Annotated in this window: 26 protein-coding genes; 21 read left to right on the top strand and 5 right to left on the bottom strand. The window is 69.6% G+C overall.

Going from position 1 to position 25,217, the window contains the following annotated elements; translation table 11 throughout:
- Positions 1 to 26: 26 nt before the first annotated feature.
- Positions 27 to 1,103, top strand: a complete 1,077-nt coding sequence (locus KV203_RS02885; RefSeq protein ID WP_066466787.1) for an NAD-dependent epimerase/dehydratase family protein — start codon at positions 27 to 29, stop codon at positions 1,101 to 1,103.
- The gene (locus tag KV203_RS02890; protein WP_066466786.1) at positions 1,100 to 2,116 is read left to right on the top strand and encodes a lysophospholipid acyltransferase family protein; all 1,017 of its coding nucleotides are present in this window, start codon (positions 1,100 to 1,102) and stop codon (positions 2,114 to 2,116) included. The genes KV203_RS02885 and KV203_RS02890 overlap by 4 nt, the downstream gene beginning before the upstream one ends.
- A gap of 69 nt (positions 2,117 to 2,185) precedes the next feature.
- On the opposite strand, the gene KV203_RS02895 is transcribed toward KV203_RS02890, so the two are convergent.
- Both KV203_RS02895 and KV203_RS02900 read right to left on the bottom strand, forming a co-directional pair.
- The gene (locus KV203_RS02895) at positions 2,186 to 2,704 is read right to left on the bottom strand and encodes a CAP domain-containing protein (protein WP_066466785.1); all 519 of its coding nucleotides are present in this window, start codon (positions 2,702 to 2,704) and stop codon (positions 2,186 to 2,188) included.
- Between the two features lie 53 nt (positions 2,705 to 2,757).
- Positions 2,758 to 3,819 (bottom strand): HAD family hydrolase, encoded by a 1,062-nt coding sequence (locus tag KV203_RS02900; protein WP_373279181.1) that lies wholly within the window; start codon positions 3,817 to 3,819, stop codon positions 2,758 to 2,760.
- 166 nt (positions 3,820 to 3,985) lie between these two features.
- Here KV203_RS02900 and KV203_RS02905 point away from each other — a divergent pair, with 166 nt between their 5' ends.
- The 9 genes from KV203_RS02905 (at position 3,986) to KV203_RS02945 (ending at position 11,255) form a co-directional block, all read left to right on the top strand.
- Positions 3,986 to 4,195 (top strand): glutaredoxin family protein, encoded by a 210-nt coding sequence (locus tag KV203_RS02905; protein WP_066467097.1) that lies wholly within the window; start codon positions 3,986 to 3,988, stop codon positions 4,193 to 4,195.
- A 55-nt stretch (positions 4,196 to 4,250) separates the two neighbouring features.
- On the top strand, positions 4,251 to 5,126 hold the full coding sequence (locus KV203_RS02910; RefSeq protein ID WP_083529729.1) for a redox-sensing transcriptional repressor Rex: 876 nt from the start codon (positions 4,251 to 4,253) through the stop codon (positions 5,124 to 5,126).
- On the top strand, positions 5,126 to 6,478 hold the full coding sequence (locus KV203_RS02915; RefSeq protein ID WP_066466784.1) for a glutamyl-tRNA reductase: 1,353 nt from the start codon (positions 5,126 to 5,128) through the stop codon (positions 6,476 to 6,478). The genes KV203_RS02910 and KV203_RS02915 overlap by 1 nt, the downstream gene beginning before the upstream one ends.
- A gap of 20 nt (positions 6,479 to 6,498) precedes the next feature.
- Positions 6,499 to 7,431, top strand: a complete 933-nt coding sequence (gene hemC, locus KV203_RS02920; RefSeq protein ID WP_066467095.1) for a hydroxymethylbilane synthase — start codon at positions 6,499 to 6,501, stop codon at positions 7,429 to 7,431.
- Between the two features lie 69 nt (positions 7,432 to 7,500).
- Positions 7,501 to 9,081, top strand: coding sequence for a bifunctional uroporphyrinogen-III C-methyltransferase/uroporphyrinogen-III synthase (locus KV203_RS02925; RefSeq protein WP_066466783.1), 1,581 nt, complete (start codon positions 7,501 to 7,503; stop codon positions 9,079 to 9,081).
- A 4-nt stretch (positions 9,082 to 9,085) separates the two neighbouring features.
- The gene (hemB, locus tag KV203_RS02930) at positions 9,086 to 10,066 is read left to right on the top strand and encodes a porphobilinogen synthase (RefSeq protein ID WP_066466782.1); all 981 of its coding nucleotides are present in this window, start codon (positions 9,086 to 9,088) and stop codon (positions 10,064 to 10,066) included.
- Positions 10,067 to 10,315: 249 nt separating this feature from the next.
- On the top strand, positions 10,316 to 10,699 hold the full coding sequence (locus KV203_RS02935) for a VOC family protein (RefSeq protein WP_066466781.1): 384 nt from the start codon (positions 10,316 to 10,318) through the stop codon (positions 10,697 to 10,699).
- Positions 10,696 to 10,956: a hypothetical protein gene (locus KV203_RS02940; RefSeq protein ID WP_066466780.1), complete on the top strand. Its 261-nt coding sequence runs from the start codon at positions 10,696 to 10,698 to the stop codon at positions 10,954 to 10,956. The genes KV203_RS02935 and KV203_RS02940 overlap by 4 nt, the downstream gene beginning before the upstream one ends.
- Entirely contained in the window at positions 10,953 to 11,255 is a 303-nt protein-coding gene (locus tag KV203_RS02945; protein ID WP_066466779.1) for a metal-sensitive transcriptional regulator, read from the top strand. Before KV203_RS02940 ends, KV203_RS02945 begins: the two co-directional genes overlap by 4 nt.
- A gap of 40 nt (positions 11,256 to 11,295) precedes the next feature.
- Here KV203_RS02945 and KV203_RS02950 read toward each other — a convergent pair whose 3' ends face one another.
- Complete coding sequence (locus KV203_RS02950; RefSeq protein WP_066466778.1) at positions 11,296 to 12,225, bottom strand: ribokinase; 930 nt, start codon at positions 12,223 to 12,225, stop codon at positions 11,296 to 11,298.
- A gap of 11 nt (positions 12,226 to 12,236) precedes the next feature.
- The gene (locus KV203_RS02955; protein ID WP_066466777.1) at positions 12,237 to 14,126 is read right to left on the bottom strand and encodes an AMP-binding protein; all 1,890 of its coding nucleotides are present in this window, start codon (positions 14,124 to 14,126) and stop codon (positions 12,237 to 12,239) included.
- 74 nt (positions 14,127 to 14,200) lie between these two features.
- On the opposite strand from KV203_RS02955, the gene KV203_RS02960 reads away from it, so the two are divergent.
- Together KV203_RS02960 and KV203_RS02965 are read left to right on the top strand one after the other, a co-directional pair.
- Positions 14,201 to 14,617 (top strand): DUF6069 family protein, encoded by a 417-nt coding sequence (locus tag KV203_RS02960; RefSeq protein WP_066467094.1) that lies wholly within the window; start codon positions 14,201 to 14,203, stop codon positions 14,615 to 14,617.
- Positions 14,618 to 14,646: 29 nt separating this feature from the next.
- Positions 14,647 to 15,300: an O-methyltransferase gene (locus KV203_RS02965; RefSeq protein ID WP_066466776.1), complete on the top strand. Its 654-nt coding sequence runs from the start codon at positions 14,647 to 14,649 to the stop codon at positions 15,298 to 15,300.
- A gap of 30 nt (positions 15,301 to 15,330) precedes the next feature.
- Here KV203_RS02965 and KV203_RS02970 read toward each other — a convergent pair whose 3' ends face one another.
- Positions 15,331 to 17,241 carry an acyl-CoA dehydrogenase family protein gene (locus KV203_RS02970; RefSeq protein WP_066466775.1) on the bottom strand — a complete coding sequence of 637 codons (1,911 nt, stop codon included), beginning with the start codon at positions 17,239 to 17,241 and terminating at the stop codon, positions 15,331 to 15,333.
- 152 nt (positions 17,242 to 17,393) lie between these two features.
- Here KV203_RS02970 and KV203_RS02975 point away from each other — a divergent pair, with 152 nt between their 5' ends.
- The 8 genes from KV203_RS02975 (at position 17,394) to ccsB (ending at position 25,184) form a co-directional block, all read left to right on the top strand.
- Positions 17,394 to 18,728: a cryptochrome/photolyase family protein gene (locus KV203_RS02975; RefSeq protein WP_066467092.1), complete on the top strand. Its 1,335-nt coding sequence runs from the start codon at positions 17,394 to 17,396 to the stop codon at positions 18,726 to 18,728.
- Positions 18,729 to 18,912: 184 nt separating this feature from the next.
- On the top strand, positions 18,913 to 19,128 hold the full coding sequence (locus KV203_RS02980) for a hypothetical protein (RefSeq protein WP_157079632.1): 216 nt from the start codon (positions 18,913 to 18,915) through the stop codon (positions 19,126 to 19,128).
- A 91-nt stretch (positions 19,129 to 19,219) separates the two neighbouring features.
- Entirely contained in the window at positions 19,220 to 20,536 is a 1,317-nt protein-coding gene (gene hemL / locus KV203_RS02985) for a glutamate-1-semialdehyde 2,1-aminomutase (protein ID WP_066466773.1), read from the top strand.
- Positions 20,533 to 21,198, top strand: a complete 666-nt coding sequence (locus KV203_RS02990) for a histidine phosphatase family protein (protein ID WP_066466772.1) — start codon at positions 20,533 to 20,535, stop codon at positions 21,196 to 21,198. The genes hemL and KV203_RS02990 overlap by 4 nt, the downstream gene beginning before the upstream one ends.
- An 11-nt stretch (positions 21,199 to 21,209) precedes the next feature.
- Positions 21,210 to 21,788 (top strand): TlpA family protein disulfide reductase, encoded by a 579-nt coding sequence (locus KV203_RS02995; RefSeq protein WP_066467091.1) that lies wholly within the window; start codon positions 21,210 to 21,212, stop codon positions 21,786 to 21,788.
- Complete coding sequence (locus tag KV203_RS03000; RefSeq protein ID WP_066466771.1) at positions 21,785 to 22,615, top strand: cytochrome c biogenesis CcdA family protein; 831 nt, start codon at positions 21,785 to 21,787, stop codon at positions 22,613 to 22,615. Before KV203_RS02995 ends, KV203_RS03000 begins: the two co-directional genes overlap by 4 nt.
- Positions 22,612 to 24,243: a cytochrome c biogenesis protein ResB gene (gene resB / locus KV203_RS03005; protein WP_066466770.1), complete on the top strand. Its 1,632-nt coding sequence runs from the start codon at positions 22,612 to 22,614 to the stop codon at positions 24,241 to 24,243. The genes KV203_RS03000 and resB overlap by 4 nt, the downstream gene beginning before the upstream one ends.
- Positions 24,243 to 25,184: a c-type cytochrome biogenesis protein CcsB gene (gene ccsB, locus KV203_RS03010; RefSeq protein ID WP_066466769.1), complete on the top strand. Its 942-nt coding sequence runs from the start codon at positions 24,243 to 24,245 to the stop codon at positions 25,182 to 25,184. Before resB ends, ccsB begins: the two co-directional genes overlap by 1 nt.
- Positions 25,185 to 25,217 lie beyond the last annotated feature (33 nt).

A 25,217-nucleotide genomic window follows, 5' to 3' on the forward strand; every position in this document is an offset into this window, starting at 1 on the left:
ACGACTCTTGCGATCAGCAGAGGAGGATGGTGAACGCCGTGGAGCGAGGAGTGCACACGCCCAAGGTGGTTTTGGTCACCGGCGCCAATCGCTACCTCTCCGGTCAGTTGGTTGCTCGACTTGCCGCCGATCCGTCGATCGAGCGAGTGGTCGCCGTCGACGTCACCGTCCCGGACAAGGACCGGTTGCGCCGGATGGGGCGAGCCGAGTTTGTCCGGGTGGATATCGCCAATCCGTTGATCAGCAAAGTCATCCGGCAGTTCGAAGTCGATACCACGGTGCACGCCGGGGTCGTCCAACGTCCGCCGAAGGCCGGTTCCCGGGCGGCGATGCGCGATGTGAACGTGCTCGGTGCAATGCAGTTGTTCGCCGCCTGTCAGCGGGCGCCGAGCATGCGCAAGGTGGTGCTCCGTTCGTCCTCGGCGGTGTACGGCTGTAGCGCGAAGGACCCGGCGAAGTTCACCGAGCAGATGAGCGCCCGCCGCAACCCGCGCGGTGCCTATGCCGTCGACCTGATCGAGATCGAGGGGCTGGTCCGTGGACTTGCCCGGCGCCGGCCGGACATCGCCGCCACCACACTGCGGTTGGCACCCACGATCGGACCGCGCCGCTCGTCGAGCTTGCACCAGATCTTGGGTACCCGGGTGGTGCCCACGGTCGCCGGCCGGGATGCCCGGCTGCAGCTGCTCCACGAGGACGATGCGCTGGCGGCGTTGTCGCACGCGACCGTCGCCGGGCGGGCCGGTACGTTCAACGTGGCCGGTGACGGGGTGCTGATGCTGTCCCAGGCGATCCGCCGGGCCGGGCGAGTGCCCGCGCCCATGCCGTTCGTGCTGTTCCGCAGCATCGGCCGGCAGCTCATGTCCGCCGGTTTGCGCGGTTTCACCGACGAACAGCTCGATTTCTTCCACTACGGCTGTGGCCTGGACACGACCCGGATGCGGACCTTGTTGGGTTTCCATCCGCAGCTGACCACGGCGGAAGCGTTCGACCACTATCTTTCGGGCTCGCCGCGGCGACCCGTGATCGACCCGGACTGGATCGATGTGGCACGAGACCGGTTGTTGGACCTGGTCGGTGCCGAGACAGGAGCACCGAGATGAACGTCGCCAAGGTCATTCCGTTGCCGGATCCGGCGGACCAGGATCGTTCCGGCCGGTCGCGCCGACGATCTCGTCCCGATCGTCCCGCGCAGCCGGCCGACGTCACCTCGCTCACCGAACGGCTCGCCACCGACGAGCCTGCGCCGGCCTCGCTGGCGCAATCGGTCCGCCGGGGGCTGGCGAGCCGGATCACCGGTACCGCCGGGTTTCTGCGTCGCCGGCTGACCGGCGATTATCACGTCGACGATTTCGGCTACGACCGACACTTCACCGAGTCGCTGGTGCTACCGGCGGTGGGCCCGCTGTACCGCGCCTGGTTTCGGACCGAAGTGGCCGGTGCGGCCAACTTGCCTACCCACGGCGGCGCGTTGATCGTGGCCAATCATGCCGGGGTGATTCCGCTGGACGCCCTGATGACTCAGTTCGCGGTGTACGACGAGCACCCGTTGCACCGCCAGTTGCGGTTGCTCGCGGACGATCTGGTCTTCGAGACACCGGTGCTCGGCACGGCCGCACGCAAGGCCGGGTACACGGTTGCGTGCGTCGCCGACGCCGAACGGCTGCTCCGCAACGGCGAACTCACCGGCGTGTTTCCGGAAGGTTTCAAGGGCATCGGAAAGCCGTTCGCTGACCGGTACAAGCTGCAGCGATTCGGCGGTGGGGGATTCATCGGCGCTGCCGTGCGGACCGGCGTGCCGATCATCCCGTGCTCGATCGTCGGGTCGGAGGAGACCTATCCGAAATTGGCCGAGTTGACCCCGTTGGCGCGACTGCTCGGGCTGCCGTTCTTCCCGATCACCCCGCTGTTCCCGCATCTGGGCCCGCTCGGCTTGGTCCCGCTTCCCACGAAGTGGTACATCGAGTTCGGTAAGCCGATCCCGACCGACGGGTACGACCCGGCCGAGGCGGACGATCCGATGGTGACGTTCGAGATCACCGACAGCGTGCGGGAGATCGTTCAGCAGACGCTTTACCGCCGGCTTGCGCGGCGGCACGGAGTACTACAGGGCTGAGAAAAGCCCGCCCCATCCGGCGAGCGCCGGGTGGGGCGGGTTCTGTTCCGAGAGTGCCGGCCGCCGGGTTCAGTTCGGTCGGGCGAGGACCAAGGTCCAGTACGACTGGCTGTTCGAGCCGGAGACCATGCCGATGCCGACGTCGGTGAGCCGGCAGTCCAGGATGTAGGCCTTCGATTTTCCGCCGGCCAGCCATGCCTTCACCGCGTCCCGACTGTTCTGGGTCGGCGCGGTGACCAGCACCGCTTCGCCGACACCCTTCGGGTTGTACCCGGTGGCCTTGACCCGATCGGCCGGGGTCGACTTGTCCGGGCCCAGGTCGGAAACGATCTTGGATGATGCCATATAGCCCGACTGGCCGGCTGCCGCCGCGTTGAGCTGATCGCTCGCGGCCAGCGACGGACAGCCGATCTCGGCCCGGGCGGCGTTCATGTCGCGCACGGCGCCGGCGACATCCAGCGGCGCGGCGGATGCCGGAGCGGCACAGATTGCGGCAACGGCGGCCGTGCCGGCCAGGGTTGCCGCTGCACGGGCCAGCTTCGCTGCGCGTACGGCGGTCTGCCGTCGGTTCATCGAGTCCGATTGCATGGCGTCACCCTAGCCTGCTGGTCGGTACCCGGTCGGCCGGGGCGCGCCGACGTTCAGCCGGCGACGACCGCCGCCCGGCGCCGGGTCAGGCCGGCGGCGACTGCGCCACCGACGGTGCCGATCACCAGCGCGGTGGGCACGCCGATCCGGGCGGCCTTGCGCCCGGTGCGGAAGTCGCGCATCTCCCAGCCTCGGTTCTTGGCCACTTCACGCAGGTCGGAATCCGGGTTGATGGCAACCGCGGTGCCGACCAGCGAGAGCATCGGGACGTCGTTGTGCGAGTCGGAATACGCGGTGCAGCGGCGCAGGTTCAGTCCTTCCCGGATGGCCAGGGTGCGCACCGCGTGCGCCTTGCCCAGGCCGTGCAGGATGTCGCCGACCAGCCGCCCGGTGAATACCCCGTCCTCGCTCTCGGCGACCGTGCCCAGCGCGCCGGTGAAACCCAGTCGCTTCGCGATCACCTGAGCCAGTTCGACCGGGGTGGCGGTGACCAGCCAGACCTGTTGGCCCGCGTCCAGGTGCATCTGGGCCAGCGCCCGGGTGCCCGGCCAGATCTTGTCGGCGATGATCTCGTCGTAGATCTCCTCACCGAGCTGGGCGAGTTGTGCGGTGGACCGGCCGGCGATGAACGAGAGCGCCTTCTCCTTACCGCTGGCCACATCGTCGCTGTTCTCCCGACCGGTGACTCGGAACTTCACCTGCTTCCAGGCGAAATCCACCAGGTCGGCAGTGCGCAGGTACTTGCGTGCGGCCAATCCACGCGCGAAGTGCACGATCGATGCGCCTTGCACCAGGGTGTTGTCGACGTCGAAGAAGGCGGCGGCGGTGAGATCGCGGGGAGCGTCGAGTTCGGCGGGTTCGTCGGTCCCGGGGTCCTGCTCGTCCCGGGCGGCTTCCTCCCGCGCGGCGGCGGCCGCCTCTTCACGGGCGGCCGCCTGCAGCGCGATGGCGGCGTCGGCACTGGCCTCGCCGGCGACGTTGGCCCGTACTTCTTCCTCGCTCGGACCGAACGGGTTGCGCCGGGACAGTCGACCGCGCGGGAGCGAGCCGAATCGGCCGGCGACGAACTGCCGGGCGGCCAGCGCCGACGCCCTGGTCACCGAGTCTTCCGCCACCGGCACCTCCTACATGCAGTAACACAACCTCGCCGCTCAACAGTAGCCCCGCGGAACTACCCCCGCAGTGACCTCGGGCCGTGCCGATGGCAGAGTTCGGCCGGTGATCGACGAGCCGGCCACCGGAACGCCTCGGGTAACCCTGCTCACCCGAGCCGGCTGCAGCATGTGCGACCGGGCGGCGACCGAGCTGGCCCGGATCTGTGCCGAGTTCGGCGTGCCCGTGGAGTCGGTCGACGTCGACCAGGCCGCCGCGACCGATCCCGAACTGCGCGCCGAGTACGGCGACCGGTTGCCGGTGGTGCTCCTGAACGGTCGCGAGCACAGCTATTTCGATGTCGACGAGTCGCGGCTGCGGGCCGACCTCGCCCGCTGACCGCCGACCGATCGACCCTCCTTGCACGTCGGCCGGGGTTTCACCGACTTTGTGCATGGCTTCACAAGCCGCTACGGTGGTGATCGCTGCCCGGTGTTCCGACCCGGTGGTCGACGATGTGGTAGTCGACGACACGGTGTCGAGCAACCGCCTGGTCGAAACCGGGCCGGTACCGCACCGGCGCGGCACCGACGTCCGAACGAGGGAGCTCACCGACGTGACCCAGCAGCCCGACCCCCGAGCGGTTCGGGTGTCGGCCTCGACTCGGGACATTCCGCAGGCAACCGTAGCTCGGCTGGCGGGGTACCTGCGGGTGCTCGGCACCCTGGTCGAAGAGGGTGTGCAGATCGTCTCCAGCGAGGGATTGGCCGGTGCGGCCGGCGTCGGTTCGGCGAAGCTGCGTAAGGATTTGTCGTTCCTCGGCCCGAACGGGGTGCGGGGGGTCGGTTACGACGTGTCGCGGCTGTCCGCCCGGATCGAAGAAGTGCTCGGGCTGGACCGTGGGCACCGGGTGATCCTGATCGGCGTCGGCAATCTCGGGCGGGCGCTCGTCGGCTACCCCGGTTTCGCTCGGCGAGGTTTCGCGATAGTGGGCTTGTTCGACGACGATCCGGCGGTGTCGGGTACCGCGCTGGACGGGCTGGTCGTACGGGATGTCGTGACCCTGACCGTCGCCTGCGCCGAACTGGCACCGACGATCGCCGTGCTGGCGGTGCCGGACGACGCGGCGCAGCAGGTCTGCGATCGCCTGGTCGCCGCCGGCCTGCGGTGCATCCTCAGCTTCTCCGGGGTGGCCCTGGATGCGCCGGCACACGTGGAGATCCGGCGGGTCGACCTGGCGGTCGAGCTGCAGTTGCTGTCGTTCTTCGAGATGCGCCGGGCCGAGATCGAAACCGGGTCGGTGGTCCGAGAGGAGTCGGTGGTGCGGTAATGAGCGTGCTACTGCTGGGTGCGTCACATCGAAGTGCGCCCGTCGAAGTTCTGGAACGGATCGCGATCGGCGAATCCGACCGGCCCAAGTTGATCGATCGGCTACTCCGGTCCGACCACATCTTCGAGGCGATGATCGTCTCGACCTGCAACCGGGTCGAGGTCTACGCGGTGGTGGATGCGTTCCATCCGGCGTTGGCCGAGATGGGCGAGTTGCTCGCGGAACATTCCGAGCTGTCGTTCGGCGAGCTGACCCCACACGCCTACGTCCGTTACAGCGAGGCCGCCGCCGAGCATCTGTTCGCGGTGGCCAGCGGGCTGGACTCGATGGTGGTCGGCGAGCAGCAGGTGCTCGGCCAGATTCGGTCGGCCTACGCCGAGGCGGACGCCGAACACGCGGTGGGGCCGGTCTTGCACGAGCTGGCGCAGCAGGCGTTGCGGGTCGGCAAACGAGTGCGCACCGAGACCGACATCGACCATGCCGCCGCATCGGTGGTGTCGGTCGCGCTGGGCAAGGCGGCCACCGCCCTCGGCGGTGAGCTGACCGGTCGGCGGGCGGTGGTGGTCGGCGCCGGCGCGATGGGTGGGTTGGCGCTGGCGCAGTTGGTTCGGGCCGGGATCAGCGACGTGCGGGTGGTGAATCGCACCCGGGAGCGAGCCGATCGGTTGGCCGCGCAGCACGTGTGCGCGACAGCGCTGGACTGGGCCGCGCTCAGCGAGGCGATGGCGACGGCCGACGTGGTCGTCACCGGGACCGGTGCGGTCGGCGCGGTGATCACGTTGGCCGACGCGCATCGTGCGGTGGCCCGGCGAGCCGAGGCGCGACCGCTGGTCATCTGCGATCTCGGGCTGCCGCGCGACGTCGAGTCGGCGGTGGCGGGGCTGCCCGGGGTGGCCGTGATCGACATGGTCACCCTGCAGCGGGACACCGCGCAGACCGCGACCGCGGTCACCGACCAGGCGCGCGAGATCGTCGCGGCCGAACTGGCCGGGTATCTGACCGGCCAGCGGTTGGCTCAGGTGACCCCGACGGTCACCGCGTTGCGGCGACGTGCCGCGGAAGTGGTCGAGGCGGAGCTGCTTCGGTTGGACGCGCGGTTGCCCGGCTTGGCCGATCCGCAACGCGACGAGGTCGCCCGCACCGTGCGCCGGGTCGTCGACAAGTTGCTGCACGCGCCGACCGTGCGGGTCAAGCAGCTCGCGGCTACGCCCGGCGGCGACAGCTACGCCGAGGCGCTGCGCGAGTTGTTCGAGTTGACGCCGGGCGCTGCTGAGGCCGTGGCGGCGCCGACGGAGATAGCACCGGTGCCGTTTCCGGACGCGCAGCGTGGTGCGGGAGGTGAGCGGGAGTGACGGTCGAGACGGCGGTGCGTGTGCTTCGGGTCGGTACTCGAGGGAGCTTGCTGGCGCGGACCCAGGCGGGCAGCGTGCGGGACGCGCTGCGTGCGGCCGGCGCGCGCGCCGAGTTGGTGATCGTGGAGACGGCGGGCGATCGCTCCCAGGCGCCGGTGGCCGAGATCGGCGTCGGGGTGTTCACGAGTGCGCTGCGCGACGAGCTGGCCGCCGGACGGATCGACCTGGCCGTGCATTCCTACAAGGACCTGCCGACCGCCCCGGATCCACGGTTCAGTATCGCGGCGATTCCGGTCCGGGCGGACGTGCGGGACGCGTTGGTGGCGCGAGACGGTTTGGTACTGGGCGAGTTGCCGGCCGGCTCCCGAGTGGGCACGTCGGCGCCGCGCCGGGTATCGCAGCTGCGCGCGCTCGGGCTCGGCTTGGAGCTGGTGCCGTTGCGTGGCAACCTGGATACCCGGCTCGGTAAGGTCGCGGCCGGCGAGCTGGATGCGGTGGTCGTGGCGCGGGCCGGGCTGGCCCGGATCGACCGGCTGGACGTGATCACCGAGACGTTGGATCCGGTGCAGGTGTTGCCGGCGCCGGCGCAGGGTGCGTTGGCACTGGAATGCCGGGTCGACGATGTCGAGCTGCGGGCCGCGTTGGCCGGGCTCGACGATGCGGGTACCCGAGCGGCGGTCGTCGCCGAGCGGGCGCTGCTGGCCGAGTTGGAAGCCGGTTGCACCGCTCCGGTCGGCGCATTGGCCGAGGTGGTCGAGTCGCTCGACGACGCCGGCCGGATCGTCGACGAGTTGTCGTTGCGCGCGTGCGCGGCGGCGCTCGACGGATCCGATGTGATCCGGGCGTCGCTGGTCGGCGCACCGAGCGAGGCGGGTGCGCTGGGCGCGGCGCTCGCCCGGGAGTTGCTGGAGCTGGGCGCCCGCGAGTTGATGGGAGGCAGCACCGATGCGTGAAGCCATCCCACCCGACGGGTTGCCCGTCACCGACCACCCGTCCCGCCCCCTATTGTTGGAGAACTACCGATGAGCCGAGGCCAGAAGAAGAACCCGGGTCGAATCCTCTTCGTGGGATCCGGTCCGGGCGATCCGGCGCTGCTCACCGTCCGAGCCCGCGCGGCGCTCGGTCGAGCCACGCTGGTGCTCAACGATCCCGACGTCGATCCGGCCATCCTGGAGCTGGTCGGCGCGGACCGCGACGAGCAGTCGCCGGTCGCGTCCGACCCGGTCGACCGGGTCGACGAGCCGGAGATTCGCCCCACGACCGGTGAGCCCGGCGAAGTAGCCAAGATGCTGATCGGCGAAGCCCGCAACGGGCACGACGTGCTGCGCGTGGTGGCGGGCGATCCGCTCACCGACGATGCGGTGATCGCCGAGATCACCGCGATCGCGCGGACCAATGTGGTCTTCGAGGTATTGCCCGGACTGCCCAGCGCCACCGCGGTGCCCGGCTACGCCGGCATCGCGCTCGGTTCGGCGCATACCGAGGCCGACGTGCGTGGCGACGTGGATTGGGCGGCGCTGGCCGCCGCACCGGGTCCGCTGGTGTTGCACGCCACCGCCGAGCACCTGAGCCGGGCGGCGCTGTCCCTGGTGGAGCACGGCGTATCGGCCCAGACCCCGGCTGCGATCACCGCGCACGGCACGACCCGTCGGCAGCGCACGGTGGAGACGACGGTCGGGGCGCTGAACGACCCGTCCGCCGACCTGACCGGCCCGCTGGTGGTCACGGTCGGCAAGCCGGTCAGCCAGCGCGGCAAGCTGTCCTGGTGGGAATCGCGCGCGCTGTACGGCTGGACCGTGCTGGTGCCGCGGACCAAGGATCAGGCCGGCGAGATGAGCGAGCGGCTGGTATCGCACGGCGCCATCCCGATCGAGGTCCCGACCATCGCAGTGGAACCCCCGCGCAGCCCGGCGCAGATGGAACGCGCGGTGAAGGGCCTGGTCGACGGTCGCTATCAGTGGGTGGTCTTTACCTCCACCAACGCGGTGCGCGCGGTCTGGGAGAAGTTTGCCGAGTTCGGCCTGGATGCCCGGGCGTTCTCCGGAGTGAAGATCGCCTGCGTCGGACAGGCCACCGCCGCGAAGGTGCGTTCGTTCGGGATCAACCCGGAGCTGGTGCCCACCGGCGAGCAGAGTTCGCTCGGTCTCCTGGAGGACTTTCCGCCCTACGACGAGGTGTTCGATCCGGTCGACCGAGTCCTGCTCCCGCGGGCCGACATCGCCACCGAGACGCTGTCCGAGGGGCTGCGCGAGCGTGGCTGGGAGATCGACGACGTGACCGCGTACCGGACGGTTCGGGCGGCGCCGCCGGCGGCCGAGACCCGGAAGATGATCAAGACGGGCGGTTTCGACGCGGTCTTGTTCACGTCTTCCTCGACGGTGCGCAACCTGGTCGGTATCGCCGGTAAGCCGCACGCCCGAACCATCGTCGCCTGCATCGGTCCGAAGACCGCCGAGACCGCCACCGAGTTCGGTCTACGGGTCGACGTGCAGCCGGATACCTCGCAGGTCGGCCCGCTGGTGGAAGCGTTGGCCGAGCATGCGGCCCGGCTGCGGGCCGAGGGTGCGCTGCCGCCGCCGCGAAAGAAAAGCCGGCGGCGCTGACGAGATGACGTATCCGAGAGACCGGCCGCGCCGGCTGCGCAGCACCCCGGCGATGCGGCGGCTGGTCGCGGAGACCTCGCTCGAGCCACGGCACCTGGTGTTGCCGATGTTCGTCGCGGACGGATTGGCCGAGCCACGGGAGATCTCGGCCATGCCCGGCGTCGTCCAGCACACGGTGGAATCGCTGCGTAAGGCGGCGGTGGCGGCGGTGGCGGCCGGCGTCGGCGGATTGATGTTGTTCGGGGTGCCGCGGGCCGAGGACAAGGACGCCACCGGCAGCGGCGCGGTCGATCCGGCCGGGATCCTCAACCGCGGACTGCGGGTGCTGGCCGCCGAGCTCGGCGACGCGACGGTGTTGATGGCGGACACCTGCCTGGACGAGTTCACCGATCACGGGCATTGCGGTGTGCTCGACCCGTCCGGGGCGGTGGACAACGACGCCACCCTGGACCGCTACGTCGAGATGGCATCGGCCCAGGCCGAAGCGGGTGCACAGCTGCTCGGCACCAGCGGGATGATGGACGGGCAGGTCGGTGCGATCCGCGCGGCGCTCGATGATGCCGGCTGGACCGACACCGGCATCCTGGCCTACGCCGCGAAGTACGCCTCGGCGTTCTACGGCCCGTTCCGGGAGGCGGTCGGGTCGTCGTTGCAGGGAGATCGGCGCAGCTACCAGCAGGACCCGGCAAACCGACGTGAGTCGCTGCGGGAGGTGCAGCTGGATCTCGTCGAGGGCGCCGACATCGTGATGGTGAAGCCGGCAATGGGGTACCTGGATGTGCTGCGCGAGGTGGCCGACCGGTCGACCGTGCCGGTTGCGGCATATCAGATCTCCGGCGAGTACGCGATGATCACGGCCGCCGCGGAGCGTGGCTGGATCGATCGGGATGCGGCGATCGTCGAGTCGCTGATCGGGATCCGCCGGGCCGGGGCGGATCTGGTGCTCAGTTACTGGGCCGCCGAGGTCGCGCCCTGGCTGCGCTGACCAGGCTCGGTTTCGGCAGGGCGGGCGTGCGCGGTACGATTGTGATAGCTGTCATAATGCGCGTGCGACGGCTGCAGTCGCCGTAGTGAAGGGGGCCCAAGACCCATGCGAGTCGTCATCCAGCAACGGCACAGCCTCCGTAGGGAATTGACGATCATTGCGTCGGTGATCCTCTGCGCTGTCATCACGCTGCTGGTCCTCTTCCTGCCCGGGGTGGTGGGCTGATCTGCGGTGGGCGATGATCGACCGGTGATCGATCACTTCGGTATCAACTGCGCCGATCTGCCCGCAGCGGCGGCGTTCTACGATTCGGTACTCGGTACCCTCGGGCATCGCCGAATGATGGATTTCGGCGTCGCCATCGGCTACGGAACCGAGCAACCTGCCTTCTGGATCGCGCAGTTCGACGGCATGGGCCCGAACCGGGAGATGCATGTCGCCTTCACGGCGCCGGATGCTGCGGCAGTGCGAGCCTTCTACGAGGCGGCGCTCGCCGCCGGCGCCGAGTCGTTGCACGAGCCACGGATCTGGCCGGAGTACCACCCGAACTACTTCGGTGCGTTCGTGCGCGATCCGGATGGCAACAACGTCGAGGCGGTGTGCCACACCGCCGATCCGGCGGTCGACGGGTGAGCCGGCCGATCGTGCTCGCCGAGTTGGTCGGCGCAGCGCTGTGCCTGGTGGGTGCGGTCGTCGCCGGGCATGCCGCGACCCGGCAGTACACCTCGTTCGAGACGGACGGGCTGGTGGTTACCACCACCAGCTACTCGGGCGGGTGGATCGTGACCGCCGCCGCGCTGGTCGCGGCGGTCGGGCTGTTGCTGCTGGACGGTTTTCGGCGTACCCGTACCCGTAGCCGGTCGGGCGGCGTGCCCACCCCGAGCGTATGACCGAGCCGGAGCACCACCGTCATGGCTACGGGCCGGACAAGGACAACCTGCTCAAGCGGCTGCGCCGGATCGAGGGCCAGGTTGCGGGCATCGCCCGAATGGTCGACGACGACCGATACTGCATCGACATCCTCACCCAGGTATCGGCGGTGACCAAGGCCCTGCAGTCGGTGTCGTTGAAGTTGCTGGACGACCATCTGGCGGGTTGTGTGCTCGAGGCAGCGCGCGAAGACGGTCCGGAAGCGGACGCGAAGATGAAGGAAGCGTCCGAGGCGATCGCCCGGCTGCTCCGTTCCTAGAGCGGCACTGCCGAAGGCCTCGAGCGGCACTGCCGAAGGTCTAGAGCGGCACCGCCGCGGGCGCGCGATCGAGAAAGCGGTCCACCTCGGCCGCGGTCGGGTACGCCGCGTGGGTGCCGGGATGCCCGACCGACAGCGATGCCGCGGCCACCGCCCACCGCACCGCATCGGCCGAGCTCGCCCCAGCGGCCAGCCGCGCGGCGAGGCTCCCGACGAAGGCGTCGCCGGCTCCGGTCGAGTCCACGACCGGAACGTCGGGCGCGGCCTGCCGGAACAGCCCGGTAGCGGTTCCGTAGATCGCACCGGCTGCGCCGAGGGTTACCACGACGCCGGGCAGCCCGCGGTCGATCAGTCGCTGCGCGATCGTCGCCGTCTCGGCCGGCGAGATCTGCCCGGCGACGTCGGTATCGGCCACCACGCCGAGCTCGTGTTCGTTGACCACCAGCGGATCACAGTGGAGCAGTAGCGATTCGGGAATCGGGGTGGCCGGTGCCGCGTTGACCACCAGCCGGGCCGGACCGGCCGCGCCGACTGCCTCGTTGACCCACATCGGAATCTCCGCCTGGCACACCGCAACCGTGCCCCGGATCAGATCGGCGGGTGGCGGTTCCGCCCAGACCAGGTTGGCCGCCGGGTCGACCACGATCTGGTTGCGGCCCGCGGCGGTGGTGACGAATGCGGTTCCGGTCTCGACGCCCGCCGCGGTGCCGATACCGGTCACGTCCACCCCCGCCGCCCGCAGTGCCTCGCGCAGCCGGTCCGGGGCAGCGTCGCGTTCGCCGAGCCGGGCGATCAGCGACACCGGAGCGCCCGCTCGGGCCGCGGCGACCGCTTGATTGGAGCCCTTGCCGCCCAGATTGTGCCGAACCCGGCGGGCCAGCACCGTCTCCCCGGGCACGGGCATCCGGTCTACTTCGGCCACCACGTCCCGGTTGATCGAGCCGACCACCACGACCCGGCGCCGGACCATCCGCCTGCTCCCTACTCCGGTGGTCGAGGCCGGTCCGGGCGGAGCCGGTCGGCGAGCGCGTCGAGCACCGCCGGATCCTCGATGGTGGACGGCACCGGATAGTCCTGTCCGGCAACGATCTGCCGCATGGTCTTTCGGAGGATCTTCCCGGACCGGGTTTTCGGCAAGGCCGCGACCACCGTCACATCCCGGAACGCGGCGACCGCGCCGATGTCGTGGCGGACCCGGATGATCAGCTCCTCCCGCAACTGCGCCTCGGTGACGTCGGCCCCCTCCTTCAGCACCACGTACCCGCTCGGCCGGTCGCCTTTCAGTTCGTCCGGTATCCCGATCACCGCGCATTCGGCCACCGCCGGATGCCCGGCGATCGCAGCCTCCATCGCACCGCTGGAGAGCCGGTGTCCGGCAACGTTGATCACGTCGTCGCTGCGGCCGAGCACGTAGAGATAGCCGTCGTCGTCGAGGTAGCCGTCGTCGCCGGTCAGATAGTTGCCGGGATAAGCCGACAGATAGCTCGCCAGGTAGCGGTCACCGGCACGCCACAAACCGGTCAGCGTGCCCGGCGGTAGCGGCAGGCCGAGCACGATGGCGCCCTCGGTGCCGGCCGGCACCGGGCTACCGTCACCGGCCAGGACCTGCAACCGGTAGCCGGGCACCGGCACGCTGGGCGACCCGGGCTTGATCGGAAGCGGTTCCAGCCCACGTGGATTCGCGCAGATCGCCCAACCGGTCTCGGTCTGCCACCAGTGGTCGACGACCGGCCGGTCCAGCACCTGCCGCGCCCATTCGAAGGTCGCCGGGTCGAGCCGCTCCCCGGCGACGAAGAGCGTCTGCAGCGACGAGATGTCGTAACGGGCAAGTGCGGCGGCGTCCGGATCGGCCTTGCGGATCGCCCGGATCGCGGTCGGCGCGGTGAACAACACCCGCACCCGGTGATCCTGGATCACCCGCCAGAAGGCGCCCGCATCCGGTGTGCCCACCGGCTTGCCCTCGTAGACCACCGTGGTCGCGCCGACCAGCAGCGGGGCGTACACGATGTAGGAGTGGCCGACGACCCAGCCGACGTCGGAGGCCGCCCACATCACCTGGCCCGGCCCGACGTCGTAGATGTACTGCATCGACCAGGCCATCGCGACCGCATGTCCACCGTTGTCCCGGACCACGCCCTTCGGCTTTCCGGTGGTACCGGAGGTGTAGAGGATGTACAGCGGGTCGGTGGCCGCGACCGGTACCGGGTCGGCCGGCTCGGCGTCCGCTTCCAGCTCGTCCCAGTCGAGCCAGTCGTGCTCGACCGGAATCTCCTTGCGACGCTTGACGATCACCGGTAACTCGACGCCCGCCGAGGCCAGCGCATCGGCCACGATCGGTAGGTACTCGACGGTGCGGCCGGGCTCCAATCCGCCGGTCGCGGTCACCACCAGCACCGGCTCGGCGTCGACGATCCGGGCGGCCAGTTCCTTCGCCGAGAAGCCGCCGAACACCACCGAGTGCACCGCCCCCAGCCGGGCGCAGGCGAGCATCGCGATCGCTGCCTCCGGAATCATCGGCAGATAGACGATCACCCGATCGCCGCGGCCCACGCCCTGCGCAGCGAGCGCGCCGGCGAATCGGGCGACGTGGTTCAGCAGCTCGGCGTAGCTGTAACTGCGGGTGGTGCCGGTCATCGCCGAGTCGTAGATCAGCGCCGGCTGGTCGGCCCGACCGTCGCGCACATGCCGGTCCAACGCATTGAAACAGGTGTTCAGCTCGGCATCCGGATACCAGCGGTACAGCGGCGCCGCCGAGTCGTCCAGTGCCCGGGTGGGCTGCGTGATCCAGTCGATCGCGGCGGCGGCGGCCAGCCAGAACGCCTCCGGATCGTCGATGCTCGCCTGATAGGTCGCCCGGTAGCTCGCGCTCATCCCTCGACGATCCCACGGCGGAGCGTCCGGACGACCTAAAGTTCGGTGGAACGGTCCGAGTAAAAGGAGTGCCGATGCCCGATACAAGTGTCTACGCCGGTCCGGGGCGGTGGCGAGCCCTCGGAATCGTGGTTCTCGGCGCGATCGGGGTCGGCCTGGCCGCGAATCTGCTGCTGTGGGTGATCGGTCTCCTCGCCGGCGGCGATTTCGAGACCGACGACGGCCAGGGCGGGCGAGTCACCGTGGCGCCCGCCGGCGTCGTGATGCTCACGGTAGTTCCACTGCTCGTCGGACTCACCGTCGCCGGGCTGATCGCGTTCACGTGGCCGCCGATCATCCGGATCGCCCAGGCCGTCGCGGTCGTCGCCGCGCTCGGCACCATCGTCTTCACCGTGCAAGCCGACTTCGACACCGCCAGCACCATCACGCTGGCGCTGATGCATGTCGTGCTGGTGCCGGTATCGGTGCTTGCGCTCGAACGGCTGCGCTGACCGGCGAGAGCGGGCGTAGCGTCGAACTCATGGCAAGCCCGGAAGATGTCGACCGCTATCTGATCGAAACGTTGATCGGTGACGATCCTGCGCTGACCGCCGCGCTCGCCGCGAGCGACGCGGCCGGGCTGCCGTCGATCGCCGTATCTCCGCCGCAGGGCAAGCTGCTGTACCTGCTCGCCCGCAGCAGCGGGGCGCGGCGGGTACTCGAGGTCGGCACGCTGGGCGGGTACAGCACGATCTGGCTGGCGCGTGCGGTCGGCGAGGCCGGACGCGTCGTCACGCTCGAGTACTCCCGGGATCACGCCGAGGTTGCGCTGGCCAACATCGACCGGGCCGGACTAGGGGAGCGAGTGGAGGTGATCGTCGGGGCTGCCCTGGACACCTTGCCCGGGCTCGTCGGCGGTACCCCGTTCGACCTGGTCTTCCTGGATGCCGACAAGGAGAACAACCCGGAGTACCTGCGCTGGGCGCTGCGACTGACCCGTCCGGGGTCGCTGATCGTGGTGGACAACGTGATTCGCCGCGGCCGGCTGCTCGACGACCAGGCGGATGCCGCGGCGACCGCCGGTCGAGCGACCATCGAACTGCTCGCAGCCCAACCGCAGCTGGATGCGACGGTACTGCAGACCGTCGGCGCGAAGGGCTGGGACGGGCTGGCGGTCGCCGTCGTCACCGACTGATCCACCAGCGCCGCAGTTCCAGCAGGTGCCTTAATCCAGCATTGCCGCTTCGCTCAGCGCGATCGGGACCCCGAGGCCGTCCACCAGCGATCGAGCTCGGGGACGCAGGTCCCGGCAACGTTCGTTGATCGCCCGCGAGACCAGCTTGGTCCGCTCGGTGGACATGCGCCGGTGCTCGATGAACCAGGCTTTGTCCCGGTCGATCACGGTCAGCGCGTAGAGGTCGCAGAGGTCGTCGAGCAACTCGGTGGTAGCCGGGTCGGCGCAGGTGTCGATCGCGGCCACGAACGCCTCCAACACGATCCGGTCGATGTGCGCCCGAGCCGCATGCAGCACGTGGTCCTGGACCCAGTTGAACGCCTCGAACGGGCTGCTCGCGCGCTTGCGCGCCGCCTGCAACCGCCGGGCCGCCGTGGACAGGAGGTACTCCTCCCGATCGGCGAACATCTTCAGGTGGGTGCCGCGCTGCAGCAGGCTCTCGTCTTCGATATCCCCACGTCGGTCGAGGATGGTCTGGATGATCTGTTCGGCGGCGGTCCGCTTCTTCACCACATCGGAGACGGTCGTGCGGGCGAAGCTCATCCACTCCACCGGGCTCATCTCTTGCACTTCTTCGGCGTACCCGGTGAGCAGCTCCTTCGCGACCAACTGGGTGAGCACCGTGTTGTCGCCCTCGAAGGTGGTGAACACGTCGCTGTCCGCCTTGAGCGCGACCAGCCGGTTTTCCATCAGGTAACCGGCGCCGCCGCAGGCCTCTCGGCAGGTCTGGATCGCCCGGGTGGCGAAGTCGGTCTGGGCGACCTTCAACCCGGCCGCCCGGGACTCCAGCTCCCGCTGCCGGGTCCGGTCCGCGCTGTCCGGGGACCCGGGATCGGCGGATTGGATCTGGTGCATCATCGCGATCAGCTCGTTCTGCGCGAACGACAGCGCGTAGGACTCGGCGATCAGCGGGAGCAGTCGGCGCTGGTGCGCCAGGTAGTCCAGGATCAGCACCTCGTCGTCGCTGTTCGGGGCGCCGAACTGGCGGCGTTGCAACGCATATCGGGTTGCGATCGTGATCGCGACCTTGGCCGCGGCGGCGGCCGACCCGCCGACGGTGACCCGGCCGCGGACCAGGGTGCCGAGCATGGTGAAGAACCGGCGGTTCGGATTCTCGATCGGGGAGCTGTAGCTGCCGTCCGGGGCCACCTCGGCAAATCGGTTCAACAGGTTGGCCCGCGGCACCCGCACCTGGTCGAAACTGATCCGGCCGTTGTCGACGCCGGGCAGGCCGCCCTTGTAACCGCAGTCGCTGGTGGTGATTCCGGGCAGGTCGGCCCCGGACTCGTCCCGGATGGGTACGACGAAGCAGTGCACGCCGTGGCCTTCGCCGGCGGTGATCAGTTGCGCGAACACCGCCGCCACCCGGGCATGCTGGGCTGCGCCGCCGATGTAGTCCTTGCGGGCCGACCGGGTCGGCGAGTGGATGACGAACTCTTCGGTCGCCGGGTCGTAGGTGGCGGTCGTCTCCAGCGCCTGCACATCGCTGCCGTGCCCGGTCTCGGTCATCGCGAAACAGCCGAGCAGGTCGAGGTCGATCAGCGGCCGGATGTAGGCACGGTGATGCTCCTCGGTGCCGAGGTTGGCGATCGCACCGCCGAACAATCCCCACTGCACCCCGGCCTTGACCATCAGCGACAGGTCGGACATCGCCAGCATCTCGATCCGGGCGACGGCGGCGCCGGCGTTACCGGTTCCACCTTGCTCGGGTCGGAATCCGTCTGCGGCGTAGCCGAAACCGGTGAGGATCCGCATCTGGTCGAGGGCCTGGGCGCGGGCTTGCGTCAGGTCGGGGGTGTAGTGCGGCGCGAACTCGGCCCGGCTCAAGTCCACCCGGGTCTTCTCCCGCGCGTCGTGGAAGGGACCGTCGAGCGTCTTCCGCAGATGGTCGCTGATGCTCATGGATCCGACGGTAACCTGCCGCACAGGGGAAGTCGGCGGATCGGGGGAACCGGCCCGGAGCACCGGCAAGGACGTCTCGGTGACCGTCGACCCTGATATTCTCCCCGGATGCTGCTGGTCTGCCTGATCGTCGCGACGTCGTTCCGGTGGGGCTGACCCGGACGGCGGTCGTCTGGTTCCGCCGGGACCTGCGACTGCACGATCTGCCGACATCGGCGGCCGCCGCCGCTGCCGGTGATCAGGCGTTGGCGCTGTTCGTGCTCGACGACGCGCTGCTCCGGCCGTCCGGTGCCGCCCGGACCGCGTTCCTGTACCGATGCCTGCGTGCGCTCGATGCCGACCTGGGTGGTCGGTTGCTGGTGCTGCGCGGTGACCCGGTCGCGGTGCTGCCGCAGGTGGTCGAGCAGGTGGGGGCGGATTCGGTGCACATCAGTGCCGACTACGCGCCGTACGGCGCCGCGCGGGATGCGGCGGTGGCCGAGCGGGTGCCACTGGTCCGTACCGGTTCACCGTATGCCGTCGCGCCCGGCCGGATTCGCAAGGCCGACGGCACGCCGTACCGGGTGTTCACCCCGTTCTCCCGGGCCTGGCACGAGCACGGCTGGCGCTCCCCGGCGCGCACCGCAGCCGATACAGTCGCGTGGTTGGACCCGACGGATTTCCCTGGGCGGGTGGAGATTCCGGATGATCCAGCGCTGGACGCCGAGCTGCCACCGGCCGGCGAACGGGCCGCGCTGGCGGCCTGGCGGCAGTATCGAGACGAGGGATTGGCCGAATACCCCGCGTTGCGTGATCGGCCCGACCGCGACGCGACGTCCCGGTTGTCGCCCTACCTCAAGTTCGGTTGTCTCCACCCGCGCACGTTGCTGGCCGAGGCCGCCGCGGGCTCGGTGTTCGTCACCGAGTTGGCCTGGCGTGAGTTCTACGCCGACGTGCTGTTCCACCGGCCGGAGACGGCGCGGCACAACTACATCACCCGATTCGACCGGATGGGGTACGCGACCGGGCCGGAGGCGGACGAGCTGTTCGCAGCCTGGTGTGCCGGCCGCACCGGGTATCCGATCGTGGACGCCGGCATGCGGCAGCTGCTCGCCGAGGGCTGGATGCACAACCGGGTCCGGATGATCACAGCGTCGTTCCTCACCAAAGACCTGCACCTGCCGTGGTGGTGGGGCGCCCGGCATTTCCTGCGGTACCTGGTCGACGGTGATCTGGCATCGAATCAGCATGGCTGGCAGTGGGTTGCCGGAACCGGGACCGATGCGTCGCCGTTCGTGCGGGTGTTCAATCCGCTGACCCAGGGCGAAAAGTTCGATCCAGCAGGCGATTACGTGCGCCGCTGGGTGCCGGAATTACGCGGTGTCGCCGGCAAGGCGGTGCATCGGGTCGGTGCCGCGCCGCCCGTCGGGTACCCGCCGCCGATCGTCGATCACGCGATCGAGCGCCGGGTCGCGTTGGATCGCTACGAACAGATTCGGGATCGCTGACCCGCCGGTCCCGACCGTGGTGTCGCCGGAATGTGCGGGCTGTCGGGTCGGGCGCGAATCGGGAAAAAAATACGCCGCTCGACTGACAAAGGTGGGGTGGCCGAGCTATTAATGTCGTGGTCGACGGACGGGCGTTATCCGCCCGTTATCCCCGTTGCCGTCCATCGAGTTGATAAGGAAGATCATGACCAAACGCCTGCTTCTCGCCGCCGTCGCTGCCGCTGCCGTCGTCGCTCCGGCAGTGGGTCTGCCCGCCGTTGCGGCCGCGGATACGACGGCCTACACCGCCGTCGTCACCACGACACCCGACCTCACCCAAACCCTCAAGGGCCTCGCGGGCTTCATGCAGGCGTTGGTCCCGTCGACCACCACGACGCCCAGCACCGGCTCGGCCGGCTAGTCCCAGGCCCCCGCATCTGCCGGTCGGCCGGCGGCTCGATGCTCGACACCCTGTCGTCGACCGGCTCGGTCGGGACTGACAGACTGGGCGGGTGATCGTCTCGACCGCGCGTTCCGCGCAGCTCTTCGACCGAGCGGCGGCCGTCATCCCGGGCGGGGTGAATTCGCCGGTTCGGGCGTTTCGGTCGGTCGGCGGAACTCCCCGGTTCATCGCGAACGCGGCGGGGTGCCGGCTCACCGACGTCGACGGAAACAGCTATGTCGACCTGATCTGCTCCTGGGGTCCGATGATCTTGGGGCATGCGCATCCGGCCGTGGTCGAGGCGGTTTCCCGCGCCGCCGCCAGTGGCCTGTCGTTCGGCGCCCCGACCGAGGCGGAGATCGAACTTGCCGAGGCGATCATCGGGCGAGTCGATCCGGTGCAGCAGGTGCGGTTGGTGAATTCCGGCACCGAGGCCACGATGAGCGCGGTTCGATTGGCGCGGGGCTGTACCGGCCGGAGCAAGGTGATCAAGTTCGCCGGTTGCTACCACGGTCACGTGGACGCGTTGCTCGCCGACGCCGGTTCGGGGGTGGCTACTCTCGGGCTCCCCACGTCGCCCGGGGTGACCGGGGCGGCGGCCGGCGAGACGGTGGTGCTGCCCTACAACGATCTGGACGCGGTCGCAGCGGCATTTGCCGCGGCCCCGGACCAGATCGCCGGTGTGATCACCGAGGCCGCACCCGGCAACATGGGCGTCGTTCCGCCCGCCCCGGGATTCAACGCCGGGCTGGCCCGGATAACGCACGAATACGGGGCTTTGCTGATCGTCGACGAGGTGATGACCGGGTTCCGGGTCGGGCCGGCCGGTTGGTACGGCATCGACGGCGTGGCCGGCGACCTCTACACCTTCGGGAAGGTGATGAGCGGTGGCCTGCCGGCGGCGGCATTCGGTGGCCGATCCGACCTGATGGAGTATCTGGCGCCGGCCGGCCCGGTCTATCAGGCGGGCACGTTGTCCGGGAATCCGGTCGCCGTCGCGGCCGGCCTCGCGACCCTGCAGGCCGCCGACCCGGCCGTATATACGACCCTCGACGACAATGCCCGCCGGCTCGGCCGAATGTTGGACGAGGCGCTGACCGCGGCGGGAGTTTCGCACCGGGTGCAGTTCGCGGGCAACATGGTCAGCGTGTTCTTCAGCGAGACTCCGGTGACGGACTACGCCGCGGCCAAGGCCGCGGAGACCTGGCGTTATCCGGCGTTCTTCCACGCGTTGCTCGACCGTGGGGTCTATCCGCCGCCGAGCGCCTACGAAGCCTGGTTCGTCTCCACGGCGTTGGACGACGACGCTTTCGACACCATCGCGGCGGCATTGCCCGCCGCCGCCCGAGCTGCCGCCGCTGCGACCCCCGAAGGAACTTCCTCGTGACCGAAACTCGGGACAGCTCCGTCCCGTCCGCCGACACCGAAACCATCGTCCACCTGCTGCGGCACGGGGAAGTGCACAACCCGAACGGCGTGCTCTACGGTCGGCTGCCCGGCTATCGGCTGTCGGTGCACGGGCAGGCCCAAGCCCGAACGGTCGCAGCAACATTGGCCGACCACGACCTGCGCTACGTGGTGGCGTCGCCGTTACAGCGGGCGCAGGAGACCGCCGCGCCGATCGCGGCTGCGCACGAGCTCGCCGTGCACACCGACGAGAACCTGATCGAAGCCGGCAATGCGTTCGAGGGACTGCGGGTGGCCGTCGGCGACGGGGCGTTGTCCCGGCCCCGGCATTGGTGGAAGCTGCGCGACCCGTTCACCCCGTCCTGGGGGGAGCCCTACCTGCAGATCGCACACCGGATGCTGGCTGCGGTGCACAAGGCGCGGGTGGAGGCGGTCGGGCACGAGGCGCTGTGTGTCTCGCACCAGCTACCGATCTGGACGTTGCGCCGGTTCCTGCAGGGCCAGCGGCTCTGGCACGATCCGCGGCATCGGCAGTGTGGGCTGGCCTCGCTGACCTCTCTCGTCTATCAGGGTGACCAGCTGATCGACATCGTCTATTCGGAGCCGGCCGGCAGTTCGGACCCGCGGGTGACCGGGGCGTGAAGCCGGCGCGCATGCTGGCGTTGGCGGCGGCGATCACGCTGTCGGCGGCCGGTTGTGCGGGCGGGTCGGACGCGGTATCGCAAGGCGGCACCTTCCAGTTCGTCTCGCCGGGCGGCAAGACCGACATCTACTACGACCCGCCGGCTGCTCGCGGCACCGTCGGCGAACTGCGCGGTCCGGACTTGATGACGGCGGGCAAGGAGATCTCGCTCGACGATTTCCGTGGTCAGGTGGTGGTGCTGAATCTGTGGGGCCAGTGGTGTGGTCCGTGCCGGGGCGAGGCCGACGACCTGGAGCAGGTGTACACCGCGACCAAGGACCGCGGGGTGGCGTTCCTCGGGATCGACGTGCGGGACCAGCAGGACAAGGCACGGGATTTCGTCACCGACAACAAGATCGGTTACCCGTCGATCTTCGACCCGTCGATGCGATCGTTGATCGCGTTCGGCGGGAACTTCCCGACCAGTGTGATCCCGACCACGCTGGTGCTCGATCGCGAGCACCGGGTGGCCGCGGTGTTCCTGCGGGAGCTGCTCGCCCAGGATCTGCAACCGGTGGTCGAGCGCGTGGCCGCGGAATCGCAGACATGACGTATCTGGCCGGCGACTACCTGGCCGATATCGGCACGAGCTTCCAGGACACCGCCGCCACCGGGCCGTTGCTGTTGGCGCTCGGCGCGTGCGCCTTGGCCGGGCTGGTGTCGTTCGCGTCGCCGTGCGTGGTCCCGCTGGTGCCCGGTTATCTGTCCTACCTGGCCGGAATCGTCGGCGCCGACGCGCCGCCGGCGACCGCGGCGCAGGCGGGCAGCACCGCCACCCGGGCCCGGACCGGCCGGTTCCGGGTGGCCGGTGCCGCCGCTCTGTTCGTCGCCGGGTTCACGGTCGTGTTCGTACTCGCGACGGCGTCGGTGTTCGGCGCGATCAGCGTGCTGAACCTCAACCGGGAGCTGCTGCAACGGCTCGGCGGGGTGGTCACCATCGCGATGGGTCTGGTGTTCGTCGGGCTGGTTCCGGCGTTGCAACGCGATACCCGTCCGCACCCGCGGCCGATCGCCGGGCTGGCCGGGGCGCCGTTGCTCGGCGCGGTATTCGCCCTCGGCTGGACTCCGTGCCTGGGCCCGACGCTGGCCGGGGTGCTGTCGGTCGCCGCGGGCACCGAGGGGACCACCGCGGCGCGCGGGGTGGCGCTGATCGTCGCCTACTGCGCCGGGTTGGGCCTGCCGTTCGTCTTTCTCGCGCTCGGCTCGGCCGGCGCGCTGCGCGGGGTGGGGTGGCTGCGCCGCAACGCGCGAGCTATCCAGGTGACCGGGGGCGTGCTGCTGGTGGTGGTGGGGATCGCGTTGGTCACGGGAGTGTGGGGGGCGTTCGTCGGGTGGGTCCGCGACGCCTTCGTGTCCGGGGTGGCGCTGCCGATATGACCGCCGTCGATACCCGGCCGGCGCCGACCCCGGTGCCCCGGCAGTCGCTGCCCGGCCGGGCGTCGGCCCTGGTCCGCAACACCTGGCGGGGTCTGACCAGCATGCGCACCGCGCTGGTGCTGTTGTTCCTGCTGGCGTTGGCTGCCATCCCGGGTGCGCTGCTGCCGCAACGCAGCCTGAACGAGCAGAAGGTGACGCAGTACCTCGCCGACCGGCCGGTGCTGGGTCCCTGGATGGACCGGCTGGAGCTGTTCGACGTATTTGCCAGCTTCTGGTTTACCGCGATCTACGTGTTGTTGTTCGTCTCGCTGGTCGGCTGCATCCTGCCGCGGTGCGTCGACCACTATCGGGCGTTGCGCGCCGAGCCGGTGCCCGCGCCGCGCAACCTCGCCCGGCTGCCGCATCACTACGAGACGACCGTCGACGGGACTCCGGACGAGGTGGCCGAACGGATATCGGCGGAGCTGCGCGGGTGGCGCACGGTGGTGCGCCGGCCCGGTTCGGGTGCGGTGACCGTCTCCGCCGAGAAGGGGTACACCCGAGAGCTGGGCAATCTGATCTTCCATCTGGCACTGGTCGGCCTGCTGGTGGCGATCGCGGTCGGCAAGTTGTTCGGGTACGAGGGCAACGTGATCGTGATCGCCGACGACGGGCCGGGATTCTGCTCCACCTCGCCGGCTGCGTTCGACTCGTTCCGCGCCGGCAACGTTCGAGACGGCACCGGAATGACGCCGGTGTGTGTGCGGGTGAAGGATTTCCGCGCCGACTATCTGCCCAACGGGCAGGCCGAGATGTTCACCGCGAACATCGCCTACCAGGCCGGCGCCGATCTGGCCACCGATACCTGGCGTGACGATCGGCTCCAGGTAAACCATCCGTTGCGGGTGGCCGGTGATCGGGTCTATCTGCAGGGACACGGCTATGCGCCGACGTTCACGGTGACGTTTCCGAACGGCGAGACACGCACCGAGACGATCCAGTGGCGCCCGGAAGACCCGCGCACGTTCCTGTCCAGCGGGGTGCTGCGGATCGATCCGCCGGGCGGGATGTACCCGAACCCGGCCGACCGGCGGCGCAACCAGATCGCGATCGAGGGGCTGTTCGCGCCGACCGCCGAGCTCGACGGCAAGCTGTTGACCTCGTCTTTCCCCGCGCTGACCGACCCGGCGGTCGCCGTGGACATCTATCGCGGCGATACCGGCCTGGACACCGGCCGGCCGCAGAATCTGTTCGCGCTGAGCCAGGACATGATCGAACAGAAGCGGCTGGTGAAACAGGCTCGGGTGAACCTGCGCCCCGGCGAGTCGACCACCCTGGACGACGGCACCAAGGTGAGTTTCGGCGGGGCGAAGGAGTATGTGAATCTGCAGGTCAGCCACGATCCGGCGCAGGGTTGGGTGCTCGTCGCGGCACTCACCATGTTGGCCGGCCTGGTGGTTTCGCTGCTGCTGCACCGGCGGCGGATCTGGGCTCGGGTGCGACCGAGCGACGATGGACGACGTAGTGTAGTAGAGCTCGGTGGCCTGGCCCGCACCGATCAGGCGGGCTGGGGCGACGAATTCGACCGGTTGGGTCGACGGTTGACCGGCGCCGGCCCGGGACCGCAGCGCGAGGCAGGAGAGCACTGATGCCGATCGACGAGTCGCTGGCCGGGCTGAGCGACCTGGCGTTCCGTTCGGCGTTCGCCATCTACGTGTTGGCCCTGGTTTTGCTGATCGCGCGGCTGGCGTCGTCGCAGACCGCTCGGGTGAACGAGCGGGAGCTGGTCGCCGCCCCCGCTACCGGCGGTGGCATCGGCCCGGGGCGGGTGGCGACGCCGCCGACCCGGCCGATGAGCGAGCGGCTGGGCAATATGGGCTCGGCGGTGCTGGTGGTCGGCGTCGCCGCCCATGTGCTGTCGATCGTGCTGCGCGGCTTCGCTACCCACCGGTTCCCGTTGGGCAACATGTACGAGTTCGTGACGATGGCCACCGCGGCGGCGATGGTGGTCGGCGCAGCGGTGCTCCGGGGACAGCGGTTCCGGTCGATCTGGGTGTTCCTGCTGGTGCCGGTGCTGATCCTGATGTTCCTGGCGGCGACGGTGTTGTACGCGGACGCGGCGCCGGTGGTGCCGGCGTTGCGGTCGTACTGGTTGCCGATCCACGTGACCATCGTCAGCATCGGCAGCGGGGTGTTCCTGGTCTCCGGGGTCGCCAGCGCATTGTTCCTGGTCACCCGGTACCGGCCGGACAGCGCGGTGGCCCAGCGGTTGCCGGACGCGCGCACCCTCGATCGAGTCGCCTACCAGACGGCGATCATCGGCTTCCCGCTGTTCGGCGCCGGGGTGATCCTGGGTGCGATCTGGGCCGAGGCCGCGTGGGGCCGGTTCTGGGGTTGGGACCCGAAGGAGACGGTCTCGTTCATCGCCTGGGTGGTCTACGCCGCATACCTGCACGCCCGCGCGACCTCGGGTTGGCGGGAGACCAAGGCCGCCTGGATCAACATCGCCGGTTTCGTCGCGATGCTGTTCAACCTGTTCATCATCAATATCGTGGTGAGCGGGTTGCACAGCTACGCCGGGCTGACCTGAGCACGGCTCCGGTAAGCCGATGCTTCGGACCGC

Origin of the sequence: Skermania piniformis, assembly GCF_019285775.1 — a bacterium.
Lineage (GTDB): Bacteria > Actinomycetota > Actinomycetes > Mycobacteriales > Mycobacteriaceae > Skermania > Skermania pinensis.